This is a genomic window from Desulfosalsimonas propionicica, from assembly GCF_013761005.1.
Classification (GTDB): Bacteria; Desulfobacterota; Desulfobacteria; order Desulfobacterales; family Desulfosalsimonadaceae; genus Desulfosalsimonas; species Desulfosalsimonas propionicica.
Map to the genome: position 1 here is coordinate 682,397 of NZ_JACDUS010000001.1, position 23,695 is coordinate 706,091.

At 55.2% G+C, this 23,695-nt stretch carries 25 protein-coding genes; 15 read left to right on the top strand and 10 right to left on the bottom strand.

Annotated elements, in window-relative coordinates; all coding sequences use genetic code 11:
- Positions 1-8: 8 nt before the first annotated feature.
- The 11 genes from HNR65_RS02890 (at position 9) to HNR65_RS02940 (ending at position 10,451) form a co-directional block, all read left to right on the top strand.
- On the top strand, positions 9-2,948 hold the full coding sequence (locus HNR65_RS02890; RefSeq protein WP_181549923.1) for a DUF2169 family type VI secretion system accessory protein: 2,940 nt from the start codon (positions 9-11) through the stop codon (positions 2,946-2,948).
- Positions 2,948-4,000, top strand: coding sequence for a pentapeptide repeat-containing protein (locus HNR65_RS02895; protein ID WP_181549924.1), 1,053 nt, complete (start codon positions 2,948-2,950; stop codon positions 3,998-4,000). Before HNR65_RS02890 ends, HNR65_RS02895 begins: the two co-directional genes overlap by 1 nt.
- A complete protein-coding gene (locus tag HNR65_RS02900; RefSeq protein WP_181549925.1) occupies positions 3,997-4,656 on the top strand; it encodes a DUF3540 domain-containing protein in 660 nt (219 codons plus the stop codon). The genes HNR65_RS02895 and HNR65_RS02900 overlap by 4 nt, the downstream gene beginning before the upstream one ends.
- 11 nt (positions 4,657-4,667) lie before the next feature.
- A complete protein-coding gene (locus HNR65_RS02905; RefSeq protein ID WP_181549926.1) occupies positions 4,668-5,069 on the top strand; it encodes a DUF4150 domain-containing protein in 402 nt (133 codons plus the stop codon).
- 75 nt (positions 5,070-5,144) lie between these two features.
- Positions 5,145-5,453: a hypothetical protein gene (locus HNR65_RS02910; protein ID WP_181549927.1), complete on the top strand. Its 309-nt coding sequence runs from the start codon at positions 5,145-5,147 to the stop codon at positions 5,451-5,453.
- A gap of 35 nt (positions 5,454-5,488) precedes the next feature.
- Positions 5,489-5,818, top strand: coding sequence for an STAS domain-containing protein (locus tag HNR65_RS02915; protein ID WP_181549928.1), 330 nt, complete (start codon positions 5,489-5,491; stop codon positions 5,816-5,818).
- Positions 5,808-6,245, top strand: coding sequence for an ATP-binding protein (locus HNR65_RS02920; protein WP_181549929.1), 438 nt, complete (start codon positions 5,808-5,810; stop codon positions 6,243-6,245). The genes HNR65_RS02915 and HNR65_RS02920 overlap by 11 nt, the downstream gene beginning before the upstream one ends.
- 88 nt (positions 6,246-6,333) lie before the next feature.
- Positions 6,334-7,116: a hypothetical protein gene (locus tag HNR65_RS02925; protein ID WP_181549930.1), complete on the top strand. Its 783-nt coding sequence runs from the start codon at positions 6,334-6,336 to the stop codon at positions 7,114-7,116.
- A gap of 207 nt (positions 7,117-7,323) precedes the next feature.
- Positions 7,324-8,295: an MBL fold metallo-hydrolase gene (locus HNR65_RS02930; RefSeq protein WP_181549931.1), complete on the top strand. Its 972-nt coding sequence runs from the start codon at positions 7,324-7,326 to the stop codon at positions 8,293-8,295.
- Positions 8,282-9,004, top strand: coding sequence for an acetate--CoA ligase family protein (locus HNR65_RS02935; protein ID WP_232364617.1), 723 nt, complete (start codon positions 8,282-8,284; stop codon positions 9,002-9,004). The genes HNR65_RS02930 and HNR65_RS02935 overlap by 14 nt, the downstream gene beginning before the upstream one ends.
- A complete protein-coding gene (locus tag HNR65_RS02940) occupies positions 8,997-10,451 on the top strand; it encodes an acetate--CoA ligase family protein (protein ID WP_181549932.1) in 1,455 nt (484 codons plus the stop codon). The genes HNR65_RS02935 and HNR65_RS02940 overlap by 8 nt, the downstream gene beginning before the upstream one ends.
- Before the next feature lie 55 nt (positions 10,452-10,506).
- Here HNR65_RS02940 and HNR65_RS02945 read toward each other — a convergent pair whose 3' ends face one another.
- Together HNR65_RS02945 and recN are read right to left on the bottom strand one after the other, a co-directional pair.
- Positions 10,507-11,796, bottom strand: coding sequence for a citrate synthase (locus tag HNR65_RS02945; protein WP_181549933.1), 1,290 nt, complete (start codon positions 11,794-11,796; stop codon positions 10,507-10,509).
- A gap of 191 nt (positions 11,797-11,987) precedes the next feature.
- A complete protein-coding gene (gene recN, locus HNR65_RS02950) occupies positions 11,988-13,712 on the bottom strand; it encodes a DNA repair protein RecN (RefSeq protein WP_181549934.1) in 1,725 nt (574 codons plus the stop codon).
- Positions 13,713-13,940: 228 nt separating this feature from the next.
- Between recN and HNR65_RS02955 the strand changes: the two genes are divergently transcribed.
- A complete protein-coding gene (locus HNR65_RS02955; RefSeq protein ID WP_181549935.1) occupies positions 13,941-14,246 on the top strand; it encodes a hypothetical protein in 306 nt (101 codons plus the stop codon).
- Positions 14,247-14,270: 24 nt separating this feature from the next.
- On the opposite strand, the gene HNR65_RS02960 is transcribed toward HNR65_RS02955, so the two are convergent.
- From HNR65_RS02960 to hisI, 6 genes are read right to left on the bottom strand one after another with little or no spacing between them, the layout of a single operon-like run.
- Entirely contained in the window at positions 14,271-14,534 is a 264-nt protein-coding gene (locus HNR65_RS02960; RefSeq protein WP_181549936.1) for an HNH endonuclease, read from the bottom strand.
- 7 nt (positions 14,535-14,541) lie between these two features.
- Positions 14,542-15,381, bottom strand: a complete 840-nt coding sequence (locus HNR65_RS02965; RefSeq protein WP_181549937.1) for an ATP-grasp domain-containing protein — start codon at positions 15,379-15,381, stop codon at positions 14,542-14,544.
- A 2-nt stretch (positions 15,382-15,383) separates the two neighbouring features.
- Positions 15,384-16,298 carry a GTPase Era gene (gene era / locus HNR65_RS02970; protein WP_181549938.1) on the bottom strand — a complete coding sequence of 305 codons (915 nt, stop codon included), beginning with the start codon at positions 16,296-16,298 and terminating at the stop codon, positions 15,384-15,386.
- Entirely contained in the window at positions 16,295-16,903 is a 609-nt protein-coding gene (yihA, locus tag HNR65_RS02975) for a ribosome biogenesis GTP-binding protein YihA/YsxC (RefSeq protein WP_181549939.1), read from the bottom strand. The genes era and yihA overlap by 4 nt, the downstream gene beginning before the upstream one ends.
- An 8-nt stretch (positions 16,904-16,911) precedes the next feature.
- The gene (gene hisG / locus HNR65_RS02980; protein ID WP_181549940.1) at positions 16,912-17,787 is read right to left on the bottom strand and encodes an ATP phosphoribosyltransferase; all 876 of its coding nucleotides are present in this window, start codon (positions 17,785-17,787) and stop codon (positions 16,912-16,914) included.
- Positions 17,784-18,161 (bottom strand): phosphoribosyl-AMP cyclohydrolase, encoded by a 378-nt coding sequence (gene hisI, locus HNR65_RS02985; protein WP_181549941.1) that lies wholly within the window; start codon positions 18,159-18,161, stop codon positions 17,784-17,786. Before hisI ends, hisG begins: the two co-directional genes overlap by 4 nt.
- A gap of 364 nt (positions 18,162-18,525) precedes the next feature.
- Here hisI and trxA point away from each other — a divergent pair, with 364 nt between their 5' ends.
- The 3 genes from trxA to rpmB all read left to right on the top strand — a co-directional run bounded on the left by trxA (position 18,526) and on the right by rpmB (position 19,967).
- Positions 18,526-18,852, top strand: coding sequence for a thioredoxin (trxA, locus tag HNR65_RS02990; protein ID WP_181549942.1), 327 nt, complete (start codon positions 18,526-18,528; stop codon positions 18,850-18,852).
- Between the two features lie 29 nt (positions 18,853-18,881).
- A complete protein-coding gene (locus HNR65_RS02995; RefSeq protein ID WP_181549943.1) occupies positions 18,882-19,658 on the top strand; it encodes an outer membrane protein assembly factor BamD in 777 nt (258 codons plus the stop codon).
- Between the two features lie 117 nt (positions 19,659-19,775).
- Positions 19,776-19,967 carry a 50S ribosomal protein L28 gene (gene rpmB / locus HNR65_RS03000; protein WP_181549944.1) on the top strand — a complete coding sequence of 64 codons (192 nt, stop codon included), beginning with the start codon at positions 19,776-19,778 and terminating at the stop codon, positions 19,965-19,967.
- 24 nt (positions 19,968-19,991) lie between these two features.
- On the opposite strand, the gene HNR65_RS03005 is transcribed toward rpmB, so the two are convergent.
- On the bottom strand, positions 19,992-22,139 hold the full coding sequence (locus HNR65_RS03005) for a RelA/SpoT family protein (RefSeq protein ID WP_181549945.1): 2,148 nt from the start codon (positions 22,137-22,139) through the stop codon (positions 19,992-19,994).
- A 33-nt stretch (positions 22,140-22,172) separates the two neighbouring features.
- The gene (gene proS / locus HNR65_RS03010) at positions 22,173-23,693 is read right to left on the bottom strand and encodes a proline--tRNA ligase (protein WP_181549946.1); all 1,521 of its coding nucleotides are present in this window, start codon (positions 23,691-23,693) and stop codon (positions 22,173-22,175) included.
- Between the last annotated feature and the right edge of the window lie 2 nt (positions 23,694-23,695).

Consider the following 23,695-nt stretch of genomic DNA (forward strand, 5'->3'; position numbering starts at 1 on the left):
CAGAAAACATGCATGTTATCCAACCATACCGCCCCCTGCAGGCGGGACTCAACCATCGGGTGATGGAGCAGAACCGGCGCTTTTTCTTTGTTGTCTCGGCCACGCTGGGCATTGACCTGTGCTCCGGAAAGGCCCGTCTGGATGTTGATTTTTTAAAGGATGCATTTGAGGCCATGGCAGACAACCCCACCCCGGAGATGGGCATGCCCAAGCCCCGGGGCGAGTTTCTGGTCACAGGCGCGTTTTTCGCACCCGGCGGGCGGGCTGTCACCGGCGGTGAGGTCCGGGTCCGGCTGGGGCAGAGTGAAAAATCCCTTTATGTGTTCGGCCCCCGCAGATGGGCAGCCGGTGGTCTGCCCTCCTCGCCGGAGCCGATCACAACCCTGCCGGTGGATTACGCCCATGCCTTCGGCGGTTTGGATTACGCCAAAAACCCCGACGGCATGGGGCATAACGACGGGCGGCTGCCCTGCATTGAAAATCCGGACCGCCTGATCACCTCCCCCGGTGATACGCCAGAGCCTGCCGGCATTGCACCCCTGGTTCTGGACTGCCCCCAGCGCATGCGTTTTCGGGGAACCTACGAAGATGACTACAAGCTCAAATATTACCCCGGATACCCGGAAGACATGGATTGGCGTTTTTTTCTCAACAGCCCGGAGGACCAGTGGATACAGGGATATTTTCAGGGCAGCGAATCCTTTGAAATCCGAAACATGCACCCGGAGATGCCCGTTATCAGCGGGGCGCTGCCGGATCTTTACGCCCGTGCCTTTATCCGCCATACCATCGGCACGGAAACACCGGATTTCGGCGAGCTGCCCCTGAACCTGGACACGGTTTGGTTTTTCCCGGGAAAACAGCTGGGCCTGCTTGTTTTCCGGGGTATCACCGAGGTGGCCGATGACGAGGCCACCCAGATCAGTGATGTGCTTCTGGCATATGAAAACCGCCGGGATGAAAAGCGCAGCCTTGCCCATTACCACCAGGCCCTGGAAAGGCGGATGACCGGGGAAAATCCGTTTCTCAACTATTTTCAGACCCGGGACCTGATCCCCCCCGGCGATCCCACCGCCCTGGCCATTTTTCAGGAAAAAGGCGAGGTGGAGCTCGATGACAACAGTGCCCTGTCCCAAAACATTACCGCCCGGGAAGATGCCTGCAGCAAAACCGTGGAGGACAAGGTTGACGAAGCCGCCCGTCAGGCGGAGCAGTCCATGGCCCAAACCCGTATGCCGGACACAGCTGCGGCCGCCATGCCCGAAGACGACGCTTTTGATGTGCAAAAGATGATCAGTGAACCGGCCGACCCCGGGTCTGCCCAGGTTTCTGATCCGGATCTGGACGAATTTAGCCGCAAGCTCGAAGAGATTATGCCCGGGATCACATCCGGGCAGGGCGGCAAAGTGGACCTGGAGGATTTTCCGTTTGACCGCATCGGTGAAATCGCCGATGCCGCAGAGGTCATGGGCCAAAAAAAGGATGAGCAGGCCCGGGAAAAACTTCGGGAACAGATCACCAATGTCCGCGACACCCTGCAAAGCCAAATGGCCGAAACCCGGGAAAGCGGACAGGAAATACCGGCTGATGCCCGCAATGAGCTTCAGGAACTCGACGATCAGATAAGCGCTCTGGAAACGGAAGAAGACTCAAGCCCGCCCCCGCAGCCCCTGCCCCGGGTCAATGCCGAAGCCCTTATGGAAAAAATTCCCCTCCGCCTGCCCGATGAAGCCATGGCCGCCATGGCGCATTTGCAGGGCTTGAAATCCATTGGCATGGAAAACGAGCAGACCCGGGATCTGGAGGCGCAGATCACAGCGGATATGGAAGAGGCGGCCAATGAGATCCGGGAGTCGCTCTGCGAGCTGGAACAACAGTTCAGGGCCGGCTATATCATGGGCGCCCATTTCATGGAGGCGGGATTGCCGCCGCACAGCAAACCCGTCAAAGAGGTCCGGGCGGAATTTCTGGATGCCGTGGCCGCCGGCAAGCCGGTTGCCGGCGGAGACTGGGCCTGCATTGATCTTTCGGGGGCGCGGCTGGACCAAATGGATCTGTCCGGGGCATTTTTCGAACAGGTCAATTTTTCCGGCGCCAGCTTAAAAGGCGCAAACCTGAGCGGGGCCTTTCTTGTCCGGGCCGATCTTACCGGGGCGGATCTCACCGGCGCCAATTTGCAGGGCGCCAATATGGGTGCGGCCGCCGCTGCCGGATGTATTTTTGCGCGTGCCGACTGCCGCAGCGCTGTTTTGTCCAAGGGGGATTTTACAGGGGCGGATTTTACCGCTGCCAGCCTGAAAGAAGCCGAGACACTGTATGTGCGCATGGATCAGGCAAGCTTTTCCGGAGCCGATGTCTCCGGGATTCAGTTTTTGGAACCCGATATTCGCGGTGCGGATTTCACGGATGCGGATCTTTCCGGGTCATTTTTCCTAAACGGGCGGCTCAGCGATGTCACCTTTGCCGGGGCTGCCATGACCCGGTGTTTGTTTGCCAACATGATCCTCAAAAACGTCTGCTTTGACCGGGCTGTATTTAACCAGAGCTGTTTTGCCGGAACCGATGCTGAAGCAGTCTGTCTTGAGGGATTGAGTTTCCGGAAGGCCAATCTGCAGCAATCCAATTTCCAGCGCATGATTCTTCAAAAGGCCGACTTTTCCGGGGCTGATCTCGAAAACAGCTATTTTGAAAGCGCGGATCTTTCGGGTGCGGATTTTTCCGGGGCCAGTGCCAGAAACGCCCAGTTCCGGAGCGCGGACCTGACCGGAGCGAACCTGGAGGGAATCAATCTCATGGGCGGCTCCCTTGCCAAGGCCCGGCTGGTGCGGGCCCGCCTTGCCCGGGCCAATCTTTTCCAGGTGGATTTTCTGCGGGCCACGATAACGGATACAGATTTTGACGGCAGCAATCTCGACAGCACTTTGATTGCCCACTGGAGGCCGGAATAATGACCGGAGAGGAGCTGGCCGCACAGGTCAAAAACGGAGAAGTGTTTTACCAGGAGGATTTCTCGGACATGGACTGCCGGGGCGCGGATCTTTCCGGCGGGATTTTCAGCGAAGTGTGCTTTGACAACTGTGATTTTACACAAGCCGGGCTCAAAGAAGCCACCTTTGCCAAATGCTCCATGCAAAACGCGGTGTTTGCCCGGGCCGACATCCGGCAGATCAACTTTGCCCAATGCGGGATGGATCAGGCCCGGTTTTGTCAGATCACGGCGGATTCGGCCAAGTTTGTTGAATCGTCCATGAAAGGGGCGGATTTTTCCAACTCCAGGCTTGAGACCTGCTTTTTTACCCATACCGATCTTGAAGCCGCGGTTTTATGCGGACTGGAGCTGACCACAACGGCTTTTTCCGGATGCCGGCTGGTAGGGGCGGATTTTTCCGGGGCCCGGGTGGAAAGAAGTTTTTTCCATGACTGCGGTTTTAAGGACAACAACCTTTCCGGTATTACCCTTTATTTGTCTTTGTTCCACGGAGCCGATTTTGACGGAACCGATTTTTCCGGGCTGGATCTGACCCAGTGCCAGTTTCACGAATCGAGCCTGAACAATTGCAATTTTGCCCGGACCCGGCTGGACAAAAGCGGTTTTATGTGGGGGGCGCTCACGGGCTCGCTTTTTGACGGCGCCAGCCTGGAATACGCCAATTTCTACGAAGCCGCCCTGTCCGGGGCCAGTTTCCGGGAGGCCAACCTGACCCGGGCCGGGCTGCAATACACACAGATATCCGGCTCGGATTTTTCAAACGCCAAAATGATCCAGGCACAGATGGAAGGCGCCTGTGCGGAGCAATCCTCTTTTGCGGGCGCGGACCTGACTTATGCGGACTTTTCTCATGCAAAGCTCAGGGCCTCGGATTTTTCCCGGGCGGCTTTGTATTTAACCAATTTTCATGCCGCAGATGACGAAAAGACCAAATGGTCCGGCTCCACCCGCGCCCTGTCCTGGGGAACCAATCAAAGTCGTTTAAAAGCTGAAAAATGGGAGAAAAAATGAGCAGCCAAACATCCAAAGTCATTCCGATAGCCGACCAACCCCCGCCGGCTGTCCGGCAGGGCGTGGTCACCGCTGTTGGAAAAGACGGGCTTACCATTGCCGTTTCCGGAAAAACCGTCCGGGCCCGCAAGGCCTTTTCCTGCATCATCGAACCTGAGGTGCAGGACACGGTTTTGTGCTGCAGGGATGACAACGGCACCTTTTTTGTCCTGGCCATCATGGACCGGCCCCGGAGCCAGGCCATGAAGCTGGTTTTTCCTTCGGATGCCACACTGGAATCCGCCTCCGGGAGTGTAAACGTGTTTTCCCAAAAAGCCATCAACATGGCTGCCAAAGACATCAGCGCGTTTTCAAAAAATGCCGTGCATAAAAGCGATCAGGGCTATATTGCCTATGACCGGATCACGGCCAGCGGCACCGAAGTTCATGCCAGTTACAAAACCGTCCGGCTCATCAGCGGGCTGATCAACACCATGGCCCGGCAGGTGATTGACAAGTTCAAAGGCTATATCCGGCATACCGAGGACAACGACCAGGTCCAGGCCGGCCAGCTGACCCGGCGCACCAGCGGGCTTTATTCCATGGATTCGAGAAATACGGTGATGATCAGCAAAAAAGAAACCAAGATCGACGGTGAAAAAATCTATATGGCCTAAAGGAGGCGTTTATGTTTGCCAACTGCTCAATGCCGGGAATGGATTTTGCCATGCCCGATCCCTGCAAAACACCCACCGGGCCGGTGCCCACGCCGATTCCCTATCCGAACATGACCATGAAAATCATGGGACTGCCGCCAACGACCAACATGCGCAACCTGCTGACCTTTCTGCCGGCCCACAACATCATGTCCACGATGCCCACCAGCATGGGCGATACCACCGGGGTCTTGATGGGCCTGGTGTCCCAGACCATCATGGGCCCGGGGCGCAATGTTCGCTGCAGCGTCAAGACCATTACCCAGGCCATGCCGGTAACCCGCATGCTTGACAACTCCCTGCAGAACCAGGTCAATGCGCCCGGCGGCATGACTCTGGTGCCCGGGCAGTTTAAGGTCATTAACCTGATGTAACCCCCAGGCCGGACGTCAGGGAGTATCAACCTGAAAGTTTGACTCAAAAGCGCAACCAAGAAGGAAGCAAACACCATGAGCCAAAATGATGAAAACGAAAGTCCGGATCCCGGTTCCGGAACCCGGGACGTTCAGTTCCACGTGGCCCCGGATCTGGATTATGTCTACCGGGATGTGTTTAACGTTTTTGTGGGATCCGGGGATGTGGTCATCGAGTTCGGCAACCAGCACCGGGCCATGCCCGGACATGCTACCATTGCCAACCGTATCGTCATGACCGTGGGCAATGCCTATGGATTGATCCAGACTTTGCAAAAAACACTGGAGGAAGCCCAGATCAAGCTCCATGAGCAGATTCAGGCCCAGAAGAAATCCGGCCGGTAACGGCCCCAAATAATCATCAATCAGGAGTGTTTTCAATGGAGTGCGAAAGCTTTAAACAAGACGATGCCGTCGTGGTCAAGCCTTCCGGCCGCATGGATGCCGGCACCGCGTCGGTGTTTGAAAAGGAATGCGACAAATGGATTGAAAAAGGCGAAACCGACCTGATCGCCGACTTTGAAAACCTGGAGTATATCAGCAGCGCGGGCCTTCGAAGCGTCCTGGTGGTGGGGAAAAAACTCAAGCCCGCCGGCGGCGAGCTGGCCTTGTGCAATATGAACGGAATGGTGGAGGAAGTGTTCGGCATGTCCGGATTTAAAAATATTTTCAATATTTTTGACACACTTGAGGCTGCACTTGAAAGATGATGACACCTATTTTTCCCACCAGCTGAAACTGCCGGCACACATGGATTCACTCCATGGGTTTATCCAATTCATGGAGCAAAGCGCCGGGGAACTGGGCCTCGAAGATGCTCTGATCCGCAAGCTCAGCCTGGTGGCCGAAGAACTTCTGGTCAATGTGATCCACTACGCCTACGCGGGTACCGGTGAGGACGGGGGCATCGATCTGCAATGCGGCATGGCCGATCGGCAGACCTTCTGCATGCGCATTGCTGACAAGGGAAAGCCTTTTGATCCGCTTTCAGCCGCGGAACCCGATTTGACCCGGGACATTGAAGACCGCCCCGTTGGCGGCCTTGGCGTTTTTCTGGTCCGGGAACTCGCCGATCATCTGGATTATCAGCGAAAAGACGGCGCCAATGTGGTGCTCTTCTGCAAAAAAGTCCGATGAGCCGCCGGTTGCTCGCGGTTGCCTGTAACGGGACATCATCGGCACAGTCAAAACCGCTCCGGACATTTATGGAAAATAAGGAGAAATCATGAGCAAATCGGTCTGGATCAGCATGATCAAAAAAGATGAAGCCGCAGCACAGGCGGTATACAAGATGGTATCCGGATACGGACTGGGGGTATCGGGTCATTTCTGGAAAGATGATCCGGAAAACATGCAATGGGCCGGGGCTGTTTCGGAAGTTGCGGCAAAAACAAACGGCCTTTGGCTGATTGTGGGCGATAACGGCGATTTCACGCCTTCTGTGCTCCGGGGCCTGTCATTGCTGGCCCTGTCCGTGCAGGCGCAGAAGGCCGCTTGGTTCCCGGTTATGATCCTCACTGATGATCCGGAAGGCCTCGGGGAAAAACTGCCCACCCCCCTTGCCGGCGCTCAGGTATTTTCTCCGGACAACCCGGCGCTGGGCGCCAAAATCACAGCCAAAGCCAACCTCCCCTTAAAACCCCTTGCAGCGCAATACCGGTTAAACGTCCATGCCATGCCCAAAATCGGCCTGTGGATTGAGGCCGGGCCGGCTGCGGGCACATGGGCGGGCGTCATTGTGGGTGCCGGCGGCAACGGGGCCGCAATAGACGCCATGGGCATCGGGCCGGCCGGTGAAATCCCGGAAAAATCCATCCTGGAATATCCTGTGCGGGATATGACCCTTGCCCTGGGAGATCGGGAGTTTAGCGCCTGGGCGGCCCAAAACACAGTGTCAGAGACCGAATCGGTCTACGTTCGGGTCAAGGGGCAGCCCGGCGCTATGCTGTTGGGTCCGTTTTCCCCGGATGCGGACGAACTGGATGTCTATACCCTGACCCTGGAATAAACAAATCAAGATTACCGGCTGTTTTTCAACTGTCCTGCCGGAAATGAAACCGATTACAGACACCGGGGATTTTCCGGTCTGCAGGCATGCAGCAAACCGGGTTTGTCTTAGGGCTTGAAAAATATTTTTTAAGGAGTAAAATGGGTTTTCACAAAAAAACGAGTGAGCGTTCGTTTTATTTCCGTACCCCAAAAAAGGAAACCCCAAATGGCCGAGCAGTTGTATCCCGGGCTTTATCGTATTCACATCCCGCTGCCCGAAAGTCCGCTGAAATATTTAAATTCGTATGTGATCAAAGGCGGGGACCGAAATCTTGTCATTGACACCGGTTTAAACCGGGATGTGTGCAAAAGGGCCATGCTCGAGGGCCTGGATGAAATCGGCGTTGCCCTGGATTCCATTGATCTTTTTATCACCCATCTGCATGCGGATCATTTCGGGCTGGTGCCCGAGCTTGCCGGTGAAAATACCCGGATTTATTTCAACCGTCCCGACAGTGAACTCATTGAAAACTGGCAGGGCTTTGAGCCCATGATTGCCTATGGCGGCCAGAGCGGATTTCCCGAACAGGAGCTGAGAAACGCCTTGAACCAGCACCCGGGCTTTAAGTACGGCACCGGCTGGATGCCGTTTATGAACCTGATCGAAGACGGCCAGCCGCTCACCGTGGGCGATTACGCTTTTACCTGCATCCAGACCCCGGGCCATACAAAGGGCCATACCTGTTTATATGAGCCGGAGAAAAAGATTTTTATTGCAGGCGACCACGTGCTCTACAACATTACCCCCAATATCCAGTGCTGGTCAGATACAGACGATCCCCTGGGCGATTATCTGGACAGTCTTGACAAGGTCCGCGATCTTGAGGTCAGCTGCGCCCTGCCGGGCCACAGGCACCTTTTTGAGCGGTTTGCTGAACGCATTGACGAATTAAAGGCCCATCACAGCCGGCGTCTGGAGGAGGTGCTGGAGATACTGGACAAGGCCGGCCCCCAAAACGCCTTTGAGGTGGCCTCGCAGATGAGCTGGGATTTGACCGCCAAAAGCTGGGCGGATTTCCCGGTGGCCCAGAAATGGTTTGCCACCGGAGAGGCTATTTCCCACCTGCGGTATTTGGAAATACAAAAGCGCATCCAACGGCCACAGCAAGAGCCGGTGATTTTGTATGAACCCGCATAAACAAGACAAGGAAGATTCAGCCATGGAAATCATTGATCAGGCCCTGGCCGCCGGCCGGCGGGCCCTTTCCGAATATGACGCAAAGCGGCTGCTCTCTGACTGCGGCATTGCCGTTACCCGGGAGCAACTGGCATCAGACCGGGACATGGCCGTTGAAGCCGCCCGGCAGATCGGGTTTCCGGTTGTTGTCAAGGGCTCGGGCGCCGAACTCATGCACAAGACCGAATCCGGAGTGGTGTTTGTCAATATCGCAGACGAGCAGGGAGTGGCAGATGCCTTTGATGCCATTGCCAATAAACTGGGTGCCGGTTTTGAAGCCGTGCTGGTCCAGGAAATGGTTTCCGGCAAGCGGGAACTGGTGCTGGGCCTGCACAGGGAGCCGCAGTTCGGGCCGTGCGTGATGCTGGGGCTGGGCGGCGTTCTTACCGAGGTGATAAACGACACGGCCTTCCGGATCGCCCCGTTTGACGAGGCCGAAGCCAGAGATATGGCTGCAGAGCTTCGCGCCGGAAAGGTCTTTGATGCGTTTCGGGGCGAGGCTTCAGCCGACATGGATCAGCTGGCCAAAAATCTGTGCGCCCTGGGCCGGATTGGACTGGAGCAGGAAAATATCGCAGAAATTGACATCAACCCATTGATTATCACACCCGAGGGCGGCCTGAAGGCTGTTGACGCGCTCGTGGTGTTAAAGGAAAGCAGCCATGACTGACCGAATTGAGGATTCTCCGTTATACCGGATTGCCAACCCGCGAAGCATTGCCATTTTCGGGGCTTCCAACAAGTTTACCGCCATGGGCACCGGGATTTTATCCTCGATTAAGCAGATGGGCTATGATGGCCCCATCTATCCCGTTCACCCCAGGGAGGAGACTGTACAGGGACACAAGGCATATTCGTCGGTGCTCGATCTCCCGGAAACTCCGGATCTGGCCATCATTGTGCTGCCCACCCCGGTGGTGCCGGAGGTGATGGAGGCCTGCGGGCAAAAAGGAATCGGGCATGCCATTGTGGTTTCCGGCGGATTCAGGGAAGTGGGCCCGGAGGGCGCCGCACTGGAAAAGCAGTTAAATGAGGCCGCAGCCCGCCACAACATGCGTTTTCTCGGGCCCAACTGCATCGGGGCGGTCAACACCCATTTCAAGTTCAATGCCACATTTCTGCCCTGCGACCATCCGCCTGGATTTATCGGCATGGCCTCCCAGAGCGGCAGCTTTATCACCCAGATGTTTGATTATCTGGGCCGATATAACCTGGGGTTTTCCACCGGGTTCAGCGTGGGAAACGAGGCCAGTGTCGATATTGTCGACTGCCTGGAGTATTTGGCAAAATGCCCGGACACCCGGGTGATTGCTTTGTATATCGAAAGTATCCGGAGGGGCCGGGAATTTATTGATGCGGCCAGAAAGATTGTCCCGCACAAGCCGGTTGTGGCTTATTACGTGGGCGGCACCGAGGCCGGCGGCCGGGCCGGACTGTCGCACACCGGGGCCCTGGCCGGTGCAGACCGGGTATATGACGGGGTGTTCCGGCAAAGCGGGGTGATCCGGGCCCATTCCATCGAGGAAATGTTTGATATTTGCTGGTGTCTGGGCACAACAGCCCTTCCCCGGGGCAACCGGGTGGTCATCCAGACCCATTCCGGCGGCCCGGGTGCGGTGGCCGCGGATGCATGCGCAAGAAATGGCCTGGAGCTTCCTTCCATTGAGGACCAGACCCGGGAAAAACTGGCCGAATACATTCCCAGCACGGGCAGCATGAACAATCCCGTGGACCTGACCTTTACCAAGCGGAACCTGGATTATTTCGTGGACATTCCCAATGTTTTGCTTCAGGACAACAACGTGGATGCCCTGATGGTATACATGATGATGCCCCGGCGCATGGTGCTGATGGTGGCCGAAACAACGGGCGTGTCCATGGAAGAGGCCAAAACCCTTGCCGCGCAGTTTATCAGCGATCAGAGCCGCCAGCTGGCTGATTCCATGCGCAATGCAAAAAAGCCCTGGATCGGTTATTCCTATTATTCAGCGGAAAGCGATTTTATCCAAAAGCTCTACGAAGCCGGCGCGCCTGTGCTGCCCGGACCCAACCGGGCGGCCCGGGCCCTTGGGGCCATGCATGAATATGGACAGCTTCGTGAAAAGCTTTCAAAATAGCAGCCGGCCACTGCGGCCATCCGGCAACTGATCTGTCGGATGGCCGCAGGCATGTTTATGCCTTTTGCCGTTCGTCTATGGGGATGTAGGGGCGGGTGTTGCTTCCGATATAGATCTGTCTGGGCCGGGTCAGGCGCTGTTCCGGGTCAATCAGGTTTTCCTGCCACTGGGCGATCCAGCCCGGCAGCCGGCCGATGGCAAACATCACCGTGAACATGTTGGTGGGAATCTGCATGGCCTTGAGCAGGATACCGCTGTAGAAATCCACGTTGGGATACAGGTTGTAGTCCACAAAATAGGAATCGCTCAGCGCCACTTCCTCGAGTTCCAGGGCGATGTCGAGCAGGGGGTCCTGGAGTTTGAGCCGGTTGAGCACCTCATCGACGTATTTTTTCAGGATCCTGGCCCGGGGGTCATAGGTCTTGTAAACCCGGTGGCCGAATCCCATAAGCCGGAACGGGTCGTTTTTGTCCTTTGCCCGGCGGACCACGTCCTGCACCGACACCCCCTGCTCGTGAATATCGGTGAGCATCTGGATCACGGCCTGGTTGGCCCCGCCGTGCAGTGCTCCCCAGAGAGCGGAAACCCCTGCGGAAAGCGATGCATAAATGTTGGTCCGGGCGCTGCCAACGCTTCGCACCACCGAGGTGGAGCAGTTTTGTTCATGGTCTGCGTGTAGAATCCAGAAGACATTGAGCGCCTTGACCAGTTCCTTTCTTGCGATATAGGGCTTGACCGGGGTGTTGAACATCATGTGCAGGAAATTGGCGCAATAGGTGTAATCCGGCCGGGGATATTCCACTTTGTGGCCCCGGGAGATTTTGTGGGCCATGGACGCCATGGTGCGCACCTTGGACAAAAGCCGCAGAAATGTTTCCTCAAATCCCTCGTCTGTATACAGCAGTTCCGGGTAAAAACTTCTCAGGGCGTTGACCATGGCTGATAAAATCCCCATGGGATGCGAAGCCCTGGGAAAATTCTGGTAAAAGTTCTGCATGTCCTCGTGGACCAGGGAATGGTCGTTTAACTGGACGCTGGTGCGGTTTAACTGCTCGCGGGTGGGCAGTTCGCCGTTTATCAGCAGATAGGAGGTCTCTACAAACGAGGAATGCTCGGCCAGTTCCTCGATGGGAATTCCCCGGTACCGCAAAATGCCTTTTTCCCCGTCCATGTAAGTGATGGTGCTTTTGCAGCTGCCCGTGTTGGCAAACCCCGGGTCAAAGCTGATATAGCCGGTTTCCGCACGCAGCCGGCGGATGTCCACGGCCCGTTCGCCCTCGGTTCCCTCTATGATCGGCAGCTCTATGGTTTGACCGTTGATGGTCAGGGTTGCATATTCCGTCATTGCTTCCACCCCGTGATTGTTTCTGGATTCATTGGTATTTGGGTCTGTGCCTGAAAATGGATGCCGGTGATTTGTCTGCAGCATCAGGGGACCACACGAAAAATAACAAAATATACTTCAAATGCTTAAAAAGCGTCAAGTTTTTAATTGGTAGCTTTTTACGAAACCATCAATTTTGGTCCGGAGTGATTTTAGCCGGAGGACTCGCTGGTCCGGCGGCCGGATTTGAGCATTTCCGCGGCATGGGCCCGGGTGGTGTCGGTAATGGCCTGCCCGCTGATCATCCGGGCGGTTTCCTCGATGCGGTCTGACGGATCAAGCGGCTGGATGCAGGTGGTGGTGCGGCCGTCGGCCACCGTCTTTGTGATCCGGTAGTGATGATCGCCGAAGCGGGCGATCTGGGCCAGGTGGGTAATACAGATCACCTGGTTGCGGTTCGCCAGGTCTGCCAGCTTCCGGCCAACCACTTCGGCGACTTCTCCGCCGATGCCTGCATCCACCTCGTCAAAAACAATGGTTTCAACAGGTTCCGTGTCAGCCAGCAGCGCCTTTAGGGCCAGAATGATTCTTGACAGCTCACCGCCGGAAGCGATCCTGGAAAGGGGTTTTAAATCTTCGCCCACGTTGGGGGCGATCATGAATCTGGCCTGTTCTGCGCCTTTTTCCGATACCGCGAAATCGTCCACCCACAGCCATTGCGGTGTCTCGGCCTGAGCCGGGGCGGGCTGGAAATCGACCCGGAATCGGGTGTCGGCCATTTTCAACGCCCTGAGTTGTGCATCCATTTTCCGGCCGAGCTTTTCTGCCGCGGTTTTTCGTTTCTCTGTCAACCGCCGGGCCAGCTCGGCCAGCCGCTGGTGCAGCTCTGCCAGGCGGGATTTGGTTTGGGAGATTTGCTCTTCAACGCCTTCAATTTCAGATTGCTGGTCTTCAAGCGCCGCCAGGGTTTCCAGGATTTCTTCCACGGAATCGCCGTACTTTCGCTTGAGCTTGTTGATGGTGTCGAGGCGGGCTTCAATTTCCTCCATGCGGCCGGGGTCAAATTCGATGCCGTCTGTGTACTGCCGAAGAAATTCTGCTGTGTCCTCTAAACGCAGGGCCGCGTCCGCCACGGCTTCCGCGGGCTCGAAGAGGCGGGAGTCAATGGCAGCAGCTTTTTCCAGTTCTTTTTGCAGGGTTTTTAACCGCTCAGCCACCGCACCGTCGCGGTCATAGAGTTCTTCCACCCCCTGGCCGGCGGTCTGAAACAGATTTTCCGCGTTTTTCAGCCGGGCCAGCTGCTCTCTGAGTTCTTCTTCCTCGCCCGGGGCGAGGTCTGCGGCCTCGATCTCCTGCTGCTGGAAGGAAATGAGCTCCATGCGTTCGGCCTGTTGTTTGCGCTTTGCCTGAAGTTCTTCAAGCTTTCGGATCATGGGGGTGATTTCATGGTAGCAGGCGGCAAGAGACTGCTGCAGGTCGTCCAGGCCGGCAAGCTGGTCAAGGATGCGCAGATGTTCGGATTCCCGGAGCAGTCGCTGGTGCTCGTGCTGGCCGGAAATGCCGGCCAGGTTTTCCGTGACCCGGGCCAGCAGGCTCATGGTGGCCAGTCGGCCGTTGATGTAAACCCTGTGCCGGTCGTTTCTGGACAATATTCGCCGGATCACCAGTTCCTCTCCGGGCTCGTGACCCTGCTCAGCCAGGGCGGCTGCGGCCGGGCCGCGGGTATCCATGTCAAACAAGGCTTCAAGCTCTGCGGATTCCGCGCCGGTGCGGATCATGGAAGCATCCGCCCGGCTGCCCAGCAGCAGGTTTAAGGCCTGGATGATGATTGATTTGCCGGCCCCGGTCTCGCCGCTTAAAACGGTCATGCCATGGTCAAAACGGATTCGAAGATCATCGATAATGGCAAAATTTTTAATTGCAATTTCCCGGAGCATATCCATCCTGGGGCTGTGTTGGGGTGTCTGACAAAGCAGACAAATGAAACCGCGCGCAAAAGGATCATGGAGCGAAAAAATCGACTTTTACGAAACCATCAATTCTGAATTTTTTTACAAAAAAATTGACTGTTGCCTGTAAAATGGCATATATTATCTTTATATACGATTCTTTCTTTATAAACCAATCATTCAGGATGTCAAGTTCAGGGCCATAAGGAGGTTTCCATGCATTATGTCAAGCGGTTGGTTTTAGTGGTGGCAGTGGCGGCATTTTTGGCCGGCCCCCTGGCACAGTCGGCAATGGCGGAAGATTATTCCGTCAATTCCGGGGAGCCCAGCGGTGCCACAATGGTGGTGGATATGTTTGCCGCAAGACCCCTGGGATTTGTTTCCCTGATTTTTGGCACCGCCACCTTTGTGGTGTCGCTTCCGTTTTCAGCCTGGGGCGGAAACACCGGCGAGGCCTTTGATAACCTTATGGTGCCGCCGGCCATGTACACGTTCAACCGGCCTCTGGGCGACTTCCGGTAAGCTTTCGAGGGGCGCTGCCGTCGGTCAAAGATTGTCCCAATGGGTGGGCATCCTGCTTTTTTTCCGGATGTTGCACTCCTTGCAGCAAGGTACCACGTTGTTTTTGGTGGTTTTTCCCCCCCGCGCCAGGGGCAGCACGTGATCCATGGTCAGGTCCCCGGGGGCCACGGTCTTGCCGCACCAATGGCAGATGCCCCTGGCGCATTTGCGCTTCCACCACTGAGAGGCCCGCAGCTCGCGGGCCTTTGCCTTTTCCCTGCGAATTTCTTCTTCTTCCGGAATATACATTGCCGCTCTATGCCTGCTCAATCCAGTTGTCAATTTCTGCGCACAACAGCCGGTAAAACGCCTCAGATCCGCCCAGGCCCGTTCTGCCGAAAAAATAATTGACCTCCAGCAGAAGGGGAGTGTCAGCTTCGTTTGGGGCCGGATTCTCCGAAAAGATTAAATCAAATCCGGCAAGGTTGATGTCGGTCTGGCGGCATAAGTGCAAAACCTGCTCTTCGGCCGCCGTCCTGCGGCCGGGGTCTGCCGTGTGATCGATCCTGCCGCCGCGTGCCGCAGATGCCTGGAACCCGGTATTGTCGGGCTGGATCCGCCAGTAGGACACCAGCGTGTTTCCCACCACCACCACCCGCAGGCAGCGGCCGCGGGTTTCAATGTATTGCTGGAGCAAAAACCCGAATTGCCCGGTTTTCTCCCAGTCCGCTGAACGACTCAGAAGCCGGGCAAGTGTATTCGGGGTGTCGGCAAGCCAGACATTGGCGCCTTCCCCGGAGCCGTTGTACTTGAACACAAAAGGAAATGCAAAACCGGCTTCGGCGGGGTCACTGTTATACTGGCGGTTAAAGTCGGCAAGGCAGTCAAAAGCCGCAGTAACCGGGCGGGGGGCGTTGTAATGGGCAAACATCCGGCTCTGGCCGGTTTTCTCGGGCCAGGCAAACCGGGCCGTGTAATCCGGAAAGACCCGGGGGCAAGAGCTTACAGCCGCATCAAACAGGGTTTTGCGGCATCCCTGGGGCAGGATTACGGCTTCTGCAGCCCGCATCCTGGCTCTGTCGTCATCATCCGGATCACGGCCGGCGCAAAGCCGGTTTTCGTCTCCAACGTAGCAGGGATGAAAGGACAAAAGCATCTTTAGTAACCGAGTTTGCGGATGGACCCGGGCTTTTTGCTCCAGTCTTTTTCCACCCGGACAAACAGTTCCAGAAACACCCGGGTACCCAGAAGGCTTTCAATGTCTTTGCGCGCCTCTGAGCCGATGGTTTTCAGCATCCGGCCGCGATTGCCGATGACAATACCTTTCTGGGAGTCGCGCTCCACGTGGATGGCCGCATGAATTCGCACCATATCCTTTTTTTCATCCCCGGCAAACCGTTCAATGGTCACGGCCGTGGAATAGGGGATTTCCTGGCCGGTGTGGGCAAAAACCTTTTCCCGGATCATCTCGGCCACGATAAACCGCTCGGGTGCGTCGGTGAGTGCGTCTTCCGGGTAATAGGGCGGGCCGGGGGGCAGATGGCCGGCCATGGCCGCCATCAACTGCGGCACCTGGAGCCCGGTTTTGGCGGAAATGGGCACGATTTCAGAAAATATATCCAGAGCTGCCCATTTTTGGATTTGTTCAAGCAGCAGGGGCTTGTCCACCAGATCGACTTTGTTTAGGGCCAGAACGGCAGGAAGCGGTTTTTTCTCTCCAATTTTGTCCACGAGCAGAGACTCGGATGCAGGACTTGGATCAGACGCATCAGCGATCATCAGGATCAGGTCCACTTCATCCATTGCAGACAGGGCCACGTCCACGATTTTGCGGTTAAACAGCTTATCGCTTTTGTGCACCCCGGGGGTATCGAGAAATACGATCTGATAGCCGGTGCCGTGTACAATGCCGGCAATGCGGTTTCTCGTGGTCTGGGGTTTGGGCGAGGTAATGGAGATCTTCTCGCCGATCATGGCGTTTAACAGCGTGGATTTGCCGGCGTTGGGCGCGCCGGTAATGGCGGCAAAACCGGAGTGAAAATCGTCTTGCGTGTTACTGGATGAAAAATTCATAATGTCTGGCCGTCTGTGGGGGCTTCCATGAGCAGTCCCCCGATTATTTCGTGGATTTCATCTGTGCCCTGGCGGGTTTTGGCGGAGAACAGCACTGTTTCGTTTTCCTTTAGCTTCAGGTGCCCGCGGATCTGCCGGGCCTGTGCGGCCTGCTTGCTTTTTGAGAATTTGTCCGCCTTGGTGAGAATTACCAGCACCGGCAGATGGAGGTGTTCGAGAAACTCTATCAGCTGGATTTCCTCAGTTCCCGGCATGCGCCGGATATCCTGGAGCAGGACCACGGCCCTTAAGGTGGACCGGGAACGAAGATAGGTTTCCACCATGGGGCCCCATTTTTTGCGCTCCTTTTGAGAAACCCGGGCGTATCCGTAACCGGGCAGATCAACGAAATAAAAGGCGTTGTTGATGACAAAAAAATTGATCAGGCGCGTTTTGCCGGGCGTGGAGCTGGTTTTCACCAGGTGCCTGCGGTTTAGCAGGGTATTGATGAGACTGGATTTGCCCACGTTGGAGCGGCCTGCAAAGGCGATTTCCGGCAAAACGGCCTCCGGGTACTGCCCGGGTTTTGCAGCGCTGGTTTCAAATTCGGCGGAAATAATTTTCAAATCCGGTCTCAGATAACCTTGTTCAATGGGTACTCGATGATGCCCTCGGCCCCGTTGTCCAGCAGCACCGGGATCAGGTCCCGGACCGTATCCGAGCTGACAACGGTTTCCACCGAGTACCACTGGCTGTGATAAAGCTTGGCAATGGTGGGGGCGTTTAAGCTCGGCAGAAGCGAGACAATGCTGTCGAGCTTTTCCTCGGGCGCGTTCATTTTCAGGCCCACCAGTTTCTCGGCAGCCAAAGCGCCCTTGAGCAAAAGGGCCACCTGCTCGATTTTCTTTTTTTTGTCCGAATCTTTCCATGCATCGTGATTGGCAATGAGCTGGGTGTTGGTCTGCATCATCTCGTGGATGACCTTGAGCCCGTGGGCGCGGATGGTGCTTTCGGTTTCCGTGATTTCCACGATGGCGTCAGCCAGTCCGGAGACCACCTTGGCTTCTGTGGCACCCCAGGAGTACTCGATTTTTACGTCAATATTTTTGTCCGCGAAATAGCGCCGGGTATAGCCCACCAGTTCGGTGGCCACTTTTTTCCCGGAAAGATCTTCGATGGATTTGACCTCTGAATCGCTGGCAACCGCAACCACCCAGCGCGCCGGCCTTGCGCTGACCTTGGAGTAGACCAGGTCTGATACAACCTGGATATCCGAGTTGTTTTCCGCAATCCAGTCCTTGCCGGTCAGGCCCGCATCCAGGGTGCCGTTTGCCACGTACACCGACATTTCCTGGGCGCGGCAGAGCGTGCACTCCATGTATGGGTCGTTGACATCCGGAAAATAGCTCCGGCCGTTGACGTTGATCTTCCACCCGGAGCGGCGGAATAGTTCAATGGTCGATTTCTGCAGGCTTCCCTTGGGAATGCCGAGCTTGAGTTTGTCACTCATTTTTTATACACCTCGTCTGGATCAAATATCGGTTCATCTGTAATCACAGCTTCGTTATTTTCCACTTTCCGGTAAAAACAGGATTTATAGCCTTTATGGCAGGCCGCGCCGCCAAGCTGTACCACCTTGAGCAGGATGGTGTCGGCATCGCAGTCAAAGCGCAGCTCCCGAACCTGCTGTGTGTGGCCCGAGGTTTCGCCCTTGACCCACAGTTTGTCCCTGGAACGGCTGTAATAAGTGGCCACGCCGGTTTTGATGGTATTTTCCCATGCCGCGCGGTTCATGTAGGCCAGCATGAGCACTTCGCCGGTTTCCGCATCCTGGGCAATGGCCGGCAGCAGCCCGCCGCCCTTGTCAAAGTCGAGTTCAACCATGATTACTGTCCCTGAATTTTTAAAAAAAATGACAATATATTCGGCAGGAGACCCGCAATGCTTTGGTCACGCCCGCCTTTCTTCTTGATTCCACAGCTTCTGTTTTCAGAAGTATAACCTAAAAATATTAGCCTTTAAAGAAAAGCACGTCAATGATTTTCTGATAAAGACGGCTGCCGGGGCAATGCAGAAATGTCCCCCTGGTTATTTAATTTTTGAAAAAAATGTCTGGATGGTTATCTTGACATTGAAGGCATGCATGTAGTAGGTATAAAGACTGCGGTTTTCACTTGTGAATACGGTTAATCCGTAATAGCCTAATGAGAAACCGCAAACACGAAATTTTTTTCAGGAAGGAATGAAAATGGCGGAAAACGTTAAAGAAGTCAGCGACGAGACCTTTGAAAAGGAAGTATTGAATTCGGATATCCCCGTTCTCGTGGATTTCTGGGCCCCGTGGTGCGGTCCCTGCAAGGCCATCGGGCCCGTGGTCGAGGAACTGAGCAAGGACTACGAAGGCAAGGTTAAATTTCTGAAATGCAACGTGGATGACAATCCTGCAACGCCCAGCAATTATGGTATCCGCGCCATTCCCACATTGATTCTGTTCAAGGGCGGCAAAAACGTCGAGCAGGTCGTTGGCATGGTCCAGAAGGCCAAGCTTGAGGATACGATCAAAAGCGTTCTATAGATTCAGAGTGTAAACCGGAATAATATAACATGCGGCAAAATAAGATTGAATCGGGCCCGGGCGCTGTGCAGCGTCCGGGAATCCGGATTCTCGTGTTGGCTTTAGTGCTTGCCCTGTGTGCGTCAGGGTGTGCGGGGTGGTTCGGAAAAAAGGAGGAGAAGTCAGCGGGCGAGCTCGCTGAGGAAGGGGCGGCGTCATTTGAGGCGGAAAAATATGACAAGGCCCTGAAATCCTATGAACGGCTGCGGGATTGGTATCCGTACAGCCCGCATGCCAAGGAAGCCAAGCTGCGCATTGCCGACGCTCATTTTCATCTTGGACAATACGATCAGGCCCTGCAGGCTTATCAGCAGTACGAACAGCTGCATCCCAATGATGCGCAGATCCCGTATGCCACCTACCAGATGGGAATGTGCCATTATGAGCGGCTGCGAAGTATTGACCGGACCCAGGTGCCGACCCGCAATGCCCTTGAGGTGTTTCTGCGGCTTCAGTCCAGGTTTCCGGACAGTCAGTGGGCGCGCGACGCCGGGGAAAAGATTGAAAAATGCCGCAGGAATCTGGCAGGCCATGAATTCTACGTGGGCGAGTTTTATTTTAAGTCCGAACAATACCTGGCGGCCATGAACCGGTTTGAAACCGTGGTCACCCAGTATCCGCAAGTGACGGCATATACCGACAAAGCCAGAAGGTACATGGACCGCTGCAGCCGGCATCTGCCCGGCGACGCACCCGGACAGACGCCAACCATGGATGGCTGGGTGCAGCTGCCGCCCATTGAAGTCGGATGGGAAGGGGTTAATTGACCGATTTTCCGCTTGATCCGAAAGCTGAAAAAATGCTTTACAAATCCAAATTTTTGCGGCATATAATTAGATTTTTATGTGAACCTGTGTCCTGATTGTGTGAAGGAGATTTCTGATATGTCTACGATGTGTAGTATATGCGGCAAAAAAGCCATGGTGGGATGTAATGTCAGCCATGCCCATAATGTCACCAAACGGCGGTTTAATCCCAACCTGCAGCGGGTGCGCGCAGTGCAGAACGGCAGCGTGAAAAAAATCACCGTGTGCACCCAGTGCATTAAATCCGGTCTGGTGGTCAAAGCCCCGTAATCTCATTTTCCGGATACCCTGTTTTTACAGACGCTTGACCTCCTGCACGGCCTGGATTTTTTTCAGCCGGGAGATCACGCTATCCAGGTGTCCGCGGTCTTTTACCATGATGGTAAATTTTCCGTAAATCGACTTGTTGCCTCTGTTTTCAAGGCGGACATCATAAATATTGGCGGCCGCCTTGCTGATTTCAGTCGAGATTTCCGCCAGCAGCCCCATGCGGTCCGAGGCGGTGATCTTCAGGGACACCGGAAACTCACCATTGTCGTTTGTATTCCATTCCACGTCGATTTGCCGGTCCGGGTTGAGTTTCAACGCATTGACACATCCGCTGCGGTGAATGGTCACCCCGGCGCCGTGGGTGATATACCCGGTAATCGGGTCTCCGGGCACGGGCTGGCAGCATTTGCCGAAACGTATCAGAATGTCATCCAGGCCGTGGACAGACACCCCTTCGGTTTTTTCTTTCTGCTTTCGGTCCCGGGGCCCCATGATCTTGTCAATGAGGGTTGAATCCTTTTTCTCGGTAAACTGGGGGTCGAGCTTTCGGATGATCTGCAGGGGCGTGATTTTTCCGATGCCCACATTGGCGATCAGGTCCTCTGTGGACTTGAAATTAAAGGCCTCTGCCACTTTTTCCATCTCCCGGGACTTGACCAGGGTTGAAAAATTGAGTTTGTATTTCCGAAAGGCCTTCTCGCACAGTTCCCGGCCCAGAGAGAGGCTGCGCTCCTTTTCCTGTTTGCGGATCCAGTGCCGGATACGGGACTTGGCCTTGACGGTTTTGACGAAATTGAGCCAGTCCTTGCTGGGCTGGTGGCCCCTGGTGGTCAGAATTTCAACGATATCGCCGGTGTTGAGTTCGTACTGGAGGGGTACGAGCCGTCCGTTGACCTTGGCGCCGGTGCACTCGCTGCCCACCTCCGTGTGGATCATGTAGGCAAAATCCACGGGCGTGGCCCCTTTTGGAAGCGAGCGCACATCCCCGTTGGGCGTAAACACAAATACCTCGTCTGGAAACAAATCGATTCGCACGTTTTCCAGAAATTCTTCCGGATTTCCGAAATTTTCCTGGTTTTCCACCAAATTGTGAATCCAGGCAAAGGTGTTTTTCGTATTGATATCCTCCTGGGTTTTGCCCTCCTTGTAGCTCCAGTGCGCGGCAATGCCGAAATTGGCCACGTGATCCATCTGCTCGGAACGGATCTGGATTTCCATTCTTTCCCCGTACGGGCCGATCACTGTGGTGTGCAGCGACTGATACATGTTGGGCTTGGGAACGGCGATATAATCCTTGAATTTCGTGGGGATCGGCTTCCACCTGGCATGGATTTGCCCCAGGGCTGCATAACACTGGGAGACATTTTCCACGACGATGCGAAAGGCAATAATGTCATAAACCTCTTCAAAGTCCAGTTCCTGGGAGACCATTTTCTGGTATATGCTGTAATATTGCTTGTGCCGGCCCTGCACCCGGCACGAAATGCCGGCTTCAGACATTTTCTCCTTAATAAGGGTTTTGACCGTGGCAACGTATTTTGCGCGTTCCTCCTGGTTTTTTTTCAGCAGCCCGTCAATTCGGCTGTATTCCTCGGGATTGGCGTAATAAAACGCGGTTTCCTCAAGCTCGTTTTTCAGCCAGTAAATGCCCAGGCGGCCGGCAATGGGGCCGTAGATGTCTAAGGTTTCCTGGGCGATGGACTGCTGTTTTTCCGGCTTTTTGTGATAATGCAGGGTCCGGATGTTGTGGAGCCGGTCAGCGAGCTTGATTAAAATCACCCGGATGTCATCGGCCATGGCCAGGATCATTTTCCGGATGTTTTCCGCGTGTCGCTGCTGATCGGTGCTGAAGGGAAGGGCGCTGATCTTGGTGACCCCGGCCACGATATGGGCCACTTCATTGCCGAATGTGTGATAAATTTCATCAATTGTGGCATGGGTGTCTTCCACCACGTCATGGAGCAGGCCCGCGGATATGCTCACCGGATCCAGCTTCATGTCGGCCAGCAGGCTGGCCACTTCAAGGGGATGCGACAGGTAGGGCTCTCCGGAAAGGCGCATTTGTCCGGCATGGACTCGGGCGGAGTAGATGTAGGCACGATCGATGATGTCCACATCCGCGTCCGGGTAATAATCGTAGAGCTTATCGAGTATATCGGTAATGCGGATCATAATTTTTTCTGAGACAAAACCTTTCCGGATATTTTAATAGGCTTTTGCAAACACCACCCGCCCCTGGCTTTCTTCCCCGCACTGAATGCAGGCCCCGGATTGCTCTTTTCGGTCAAAGGGAATGCAGCGGATGGTGACATTGAGCCGTTCCTTGACGGCTTTTTCACATTCAGCGCGGCCGCACCAGTGCGACCTGGCAAACCCACCGTGAATTTCCGGCTCCTCCGGGTTTTTCGGGGAGAAAAACGCATTAAATTCATCTGGATCGTCAATGTCGCGCGTGTTTTCCTTTAAAAAACAAAGCGCCTTTTCATATAATCCGGACTGAATTTCATCAAGGATCTCCGTGATTTTTCCGATAAATTCGTCTTTTTGGATGGAAAAGCGGTCTTTTCGTTCCCGGTCCCGCCTGGAAACAAACACCGAGTCTGCATCCATGTCCTTGGGACCGATTTCCACACGAAGGGGCACGCCTTTTTTGATCCAGTCCCAGTTGCGGGTGCCGCCGATGTTGCGGTCATCGATTTCCACCCTCAGGGGCGTGCCGTGATAGTTCTGCTGCCGCAGTCGCCCGGCGATTGCCTGGGTGTATGCCATCACGCTGTCGTTGGTTTCCTTTTTCTTTAAAATCGGCAACAGCACCACATGGGCAGAAGCCACCCGAGGGGGCAGGACTATGCCGTTATCATCGCTGTGGGTCATGATCAGACCGCCGATCATGCGGGTGGACACGCCCCAGGAAGTGGTCCATCCGTATTCTTCGGTTTCCATGGCGGATTGAAACCGGATGCCCGAGGCCCTGGCAAAGTTCTGGCCGAGAAAATGGGAGGTTCCCGCCTGCAGGGCCTTTTTGTCCTGCATCATGGCCTCGATGCAGGTGGTGATCTCCGCGCCGGGAAATTTTTCCGCAACGGATTTTTCCCCGGTGATGACCGGTATGGCCAGGTATTCTTCAGCCATCCGTTTATATACATTAAGCATCATATAAGTGCGGTCAATGGCTTCCTGTTTTGTGGCATGCACGGTATGGCCTTCCTGCCAGAGAAATTCGCTGGTGCGCAGAAAAATCCGGGTACGCATTTCCCACCGGACAACGTTGGCCCACTGATTGAGCAGCATGGGCAGATCCCGGTAGCTTTTGATCCACCGGGCAAAGGCGTCGCCGATGATGGTCTCAGACGTTGGCCGCACGATCAGGGGTTCGTTGAGTTTGCCTGCGGGCACCAGGCGGTTGTTTTCGTCCTTTTCCAGCTTGTGGTGGGTGACCACCGCGCATTCCTTGGCAAATCCCTCCACATGCTCGGCTTCCTTTTCCAGAAAGGAGATGGGAATAAAAAGGGGGAAATAAGCGTTTCTCACGCCCGTGGCCTTAAACATGTCATCTAAGGCCCGCACCATGTTTTCCCAAAGTGCGTACCCCCACGGCTTGATTACCATACAGCCCCGCACCGGGGATAGTTCAGCCATGTCTGAGGCCCGGATGACCTGCTGGTACCATTCCGGATAATTTTCCGCCCGGGTGGGGCGGATTGCGGTGTCGTTTTTTTGCGTCATTC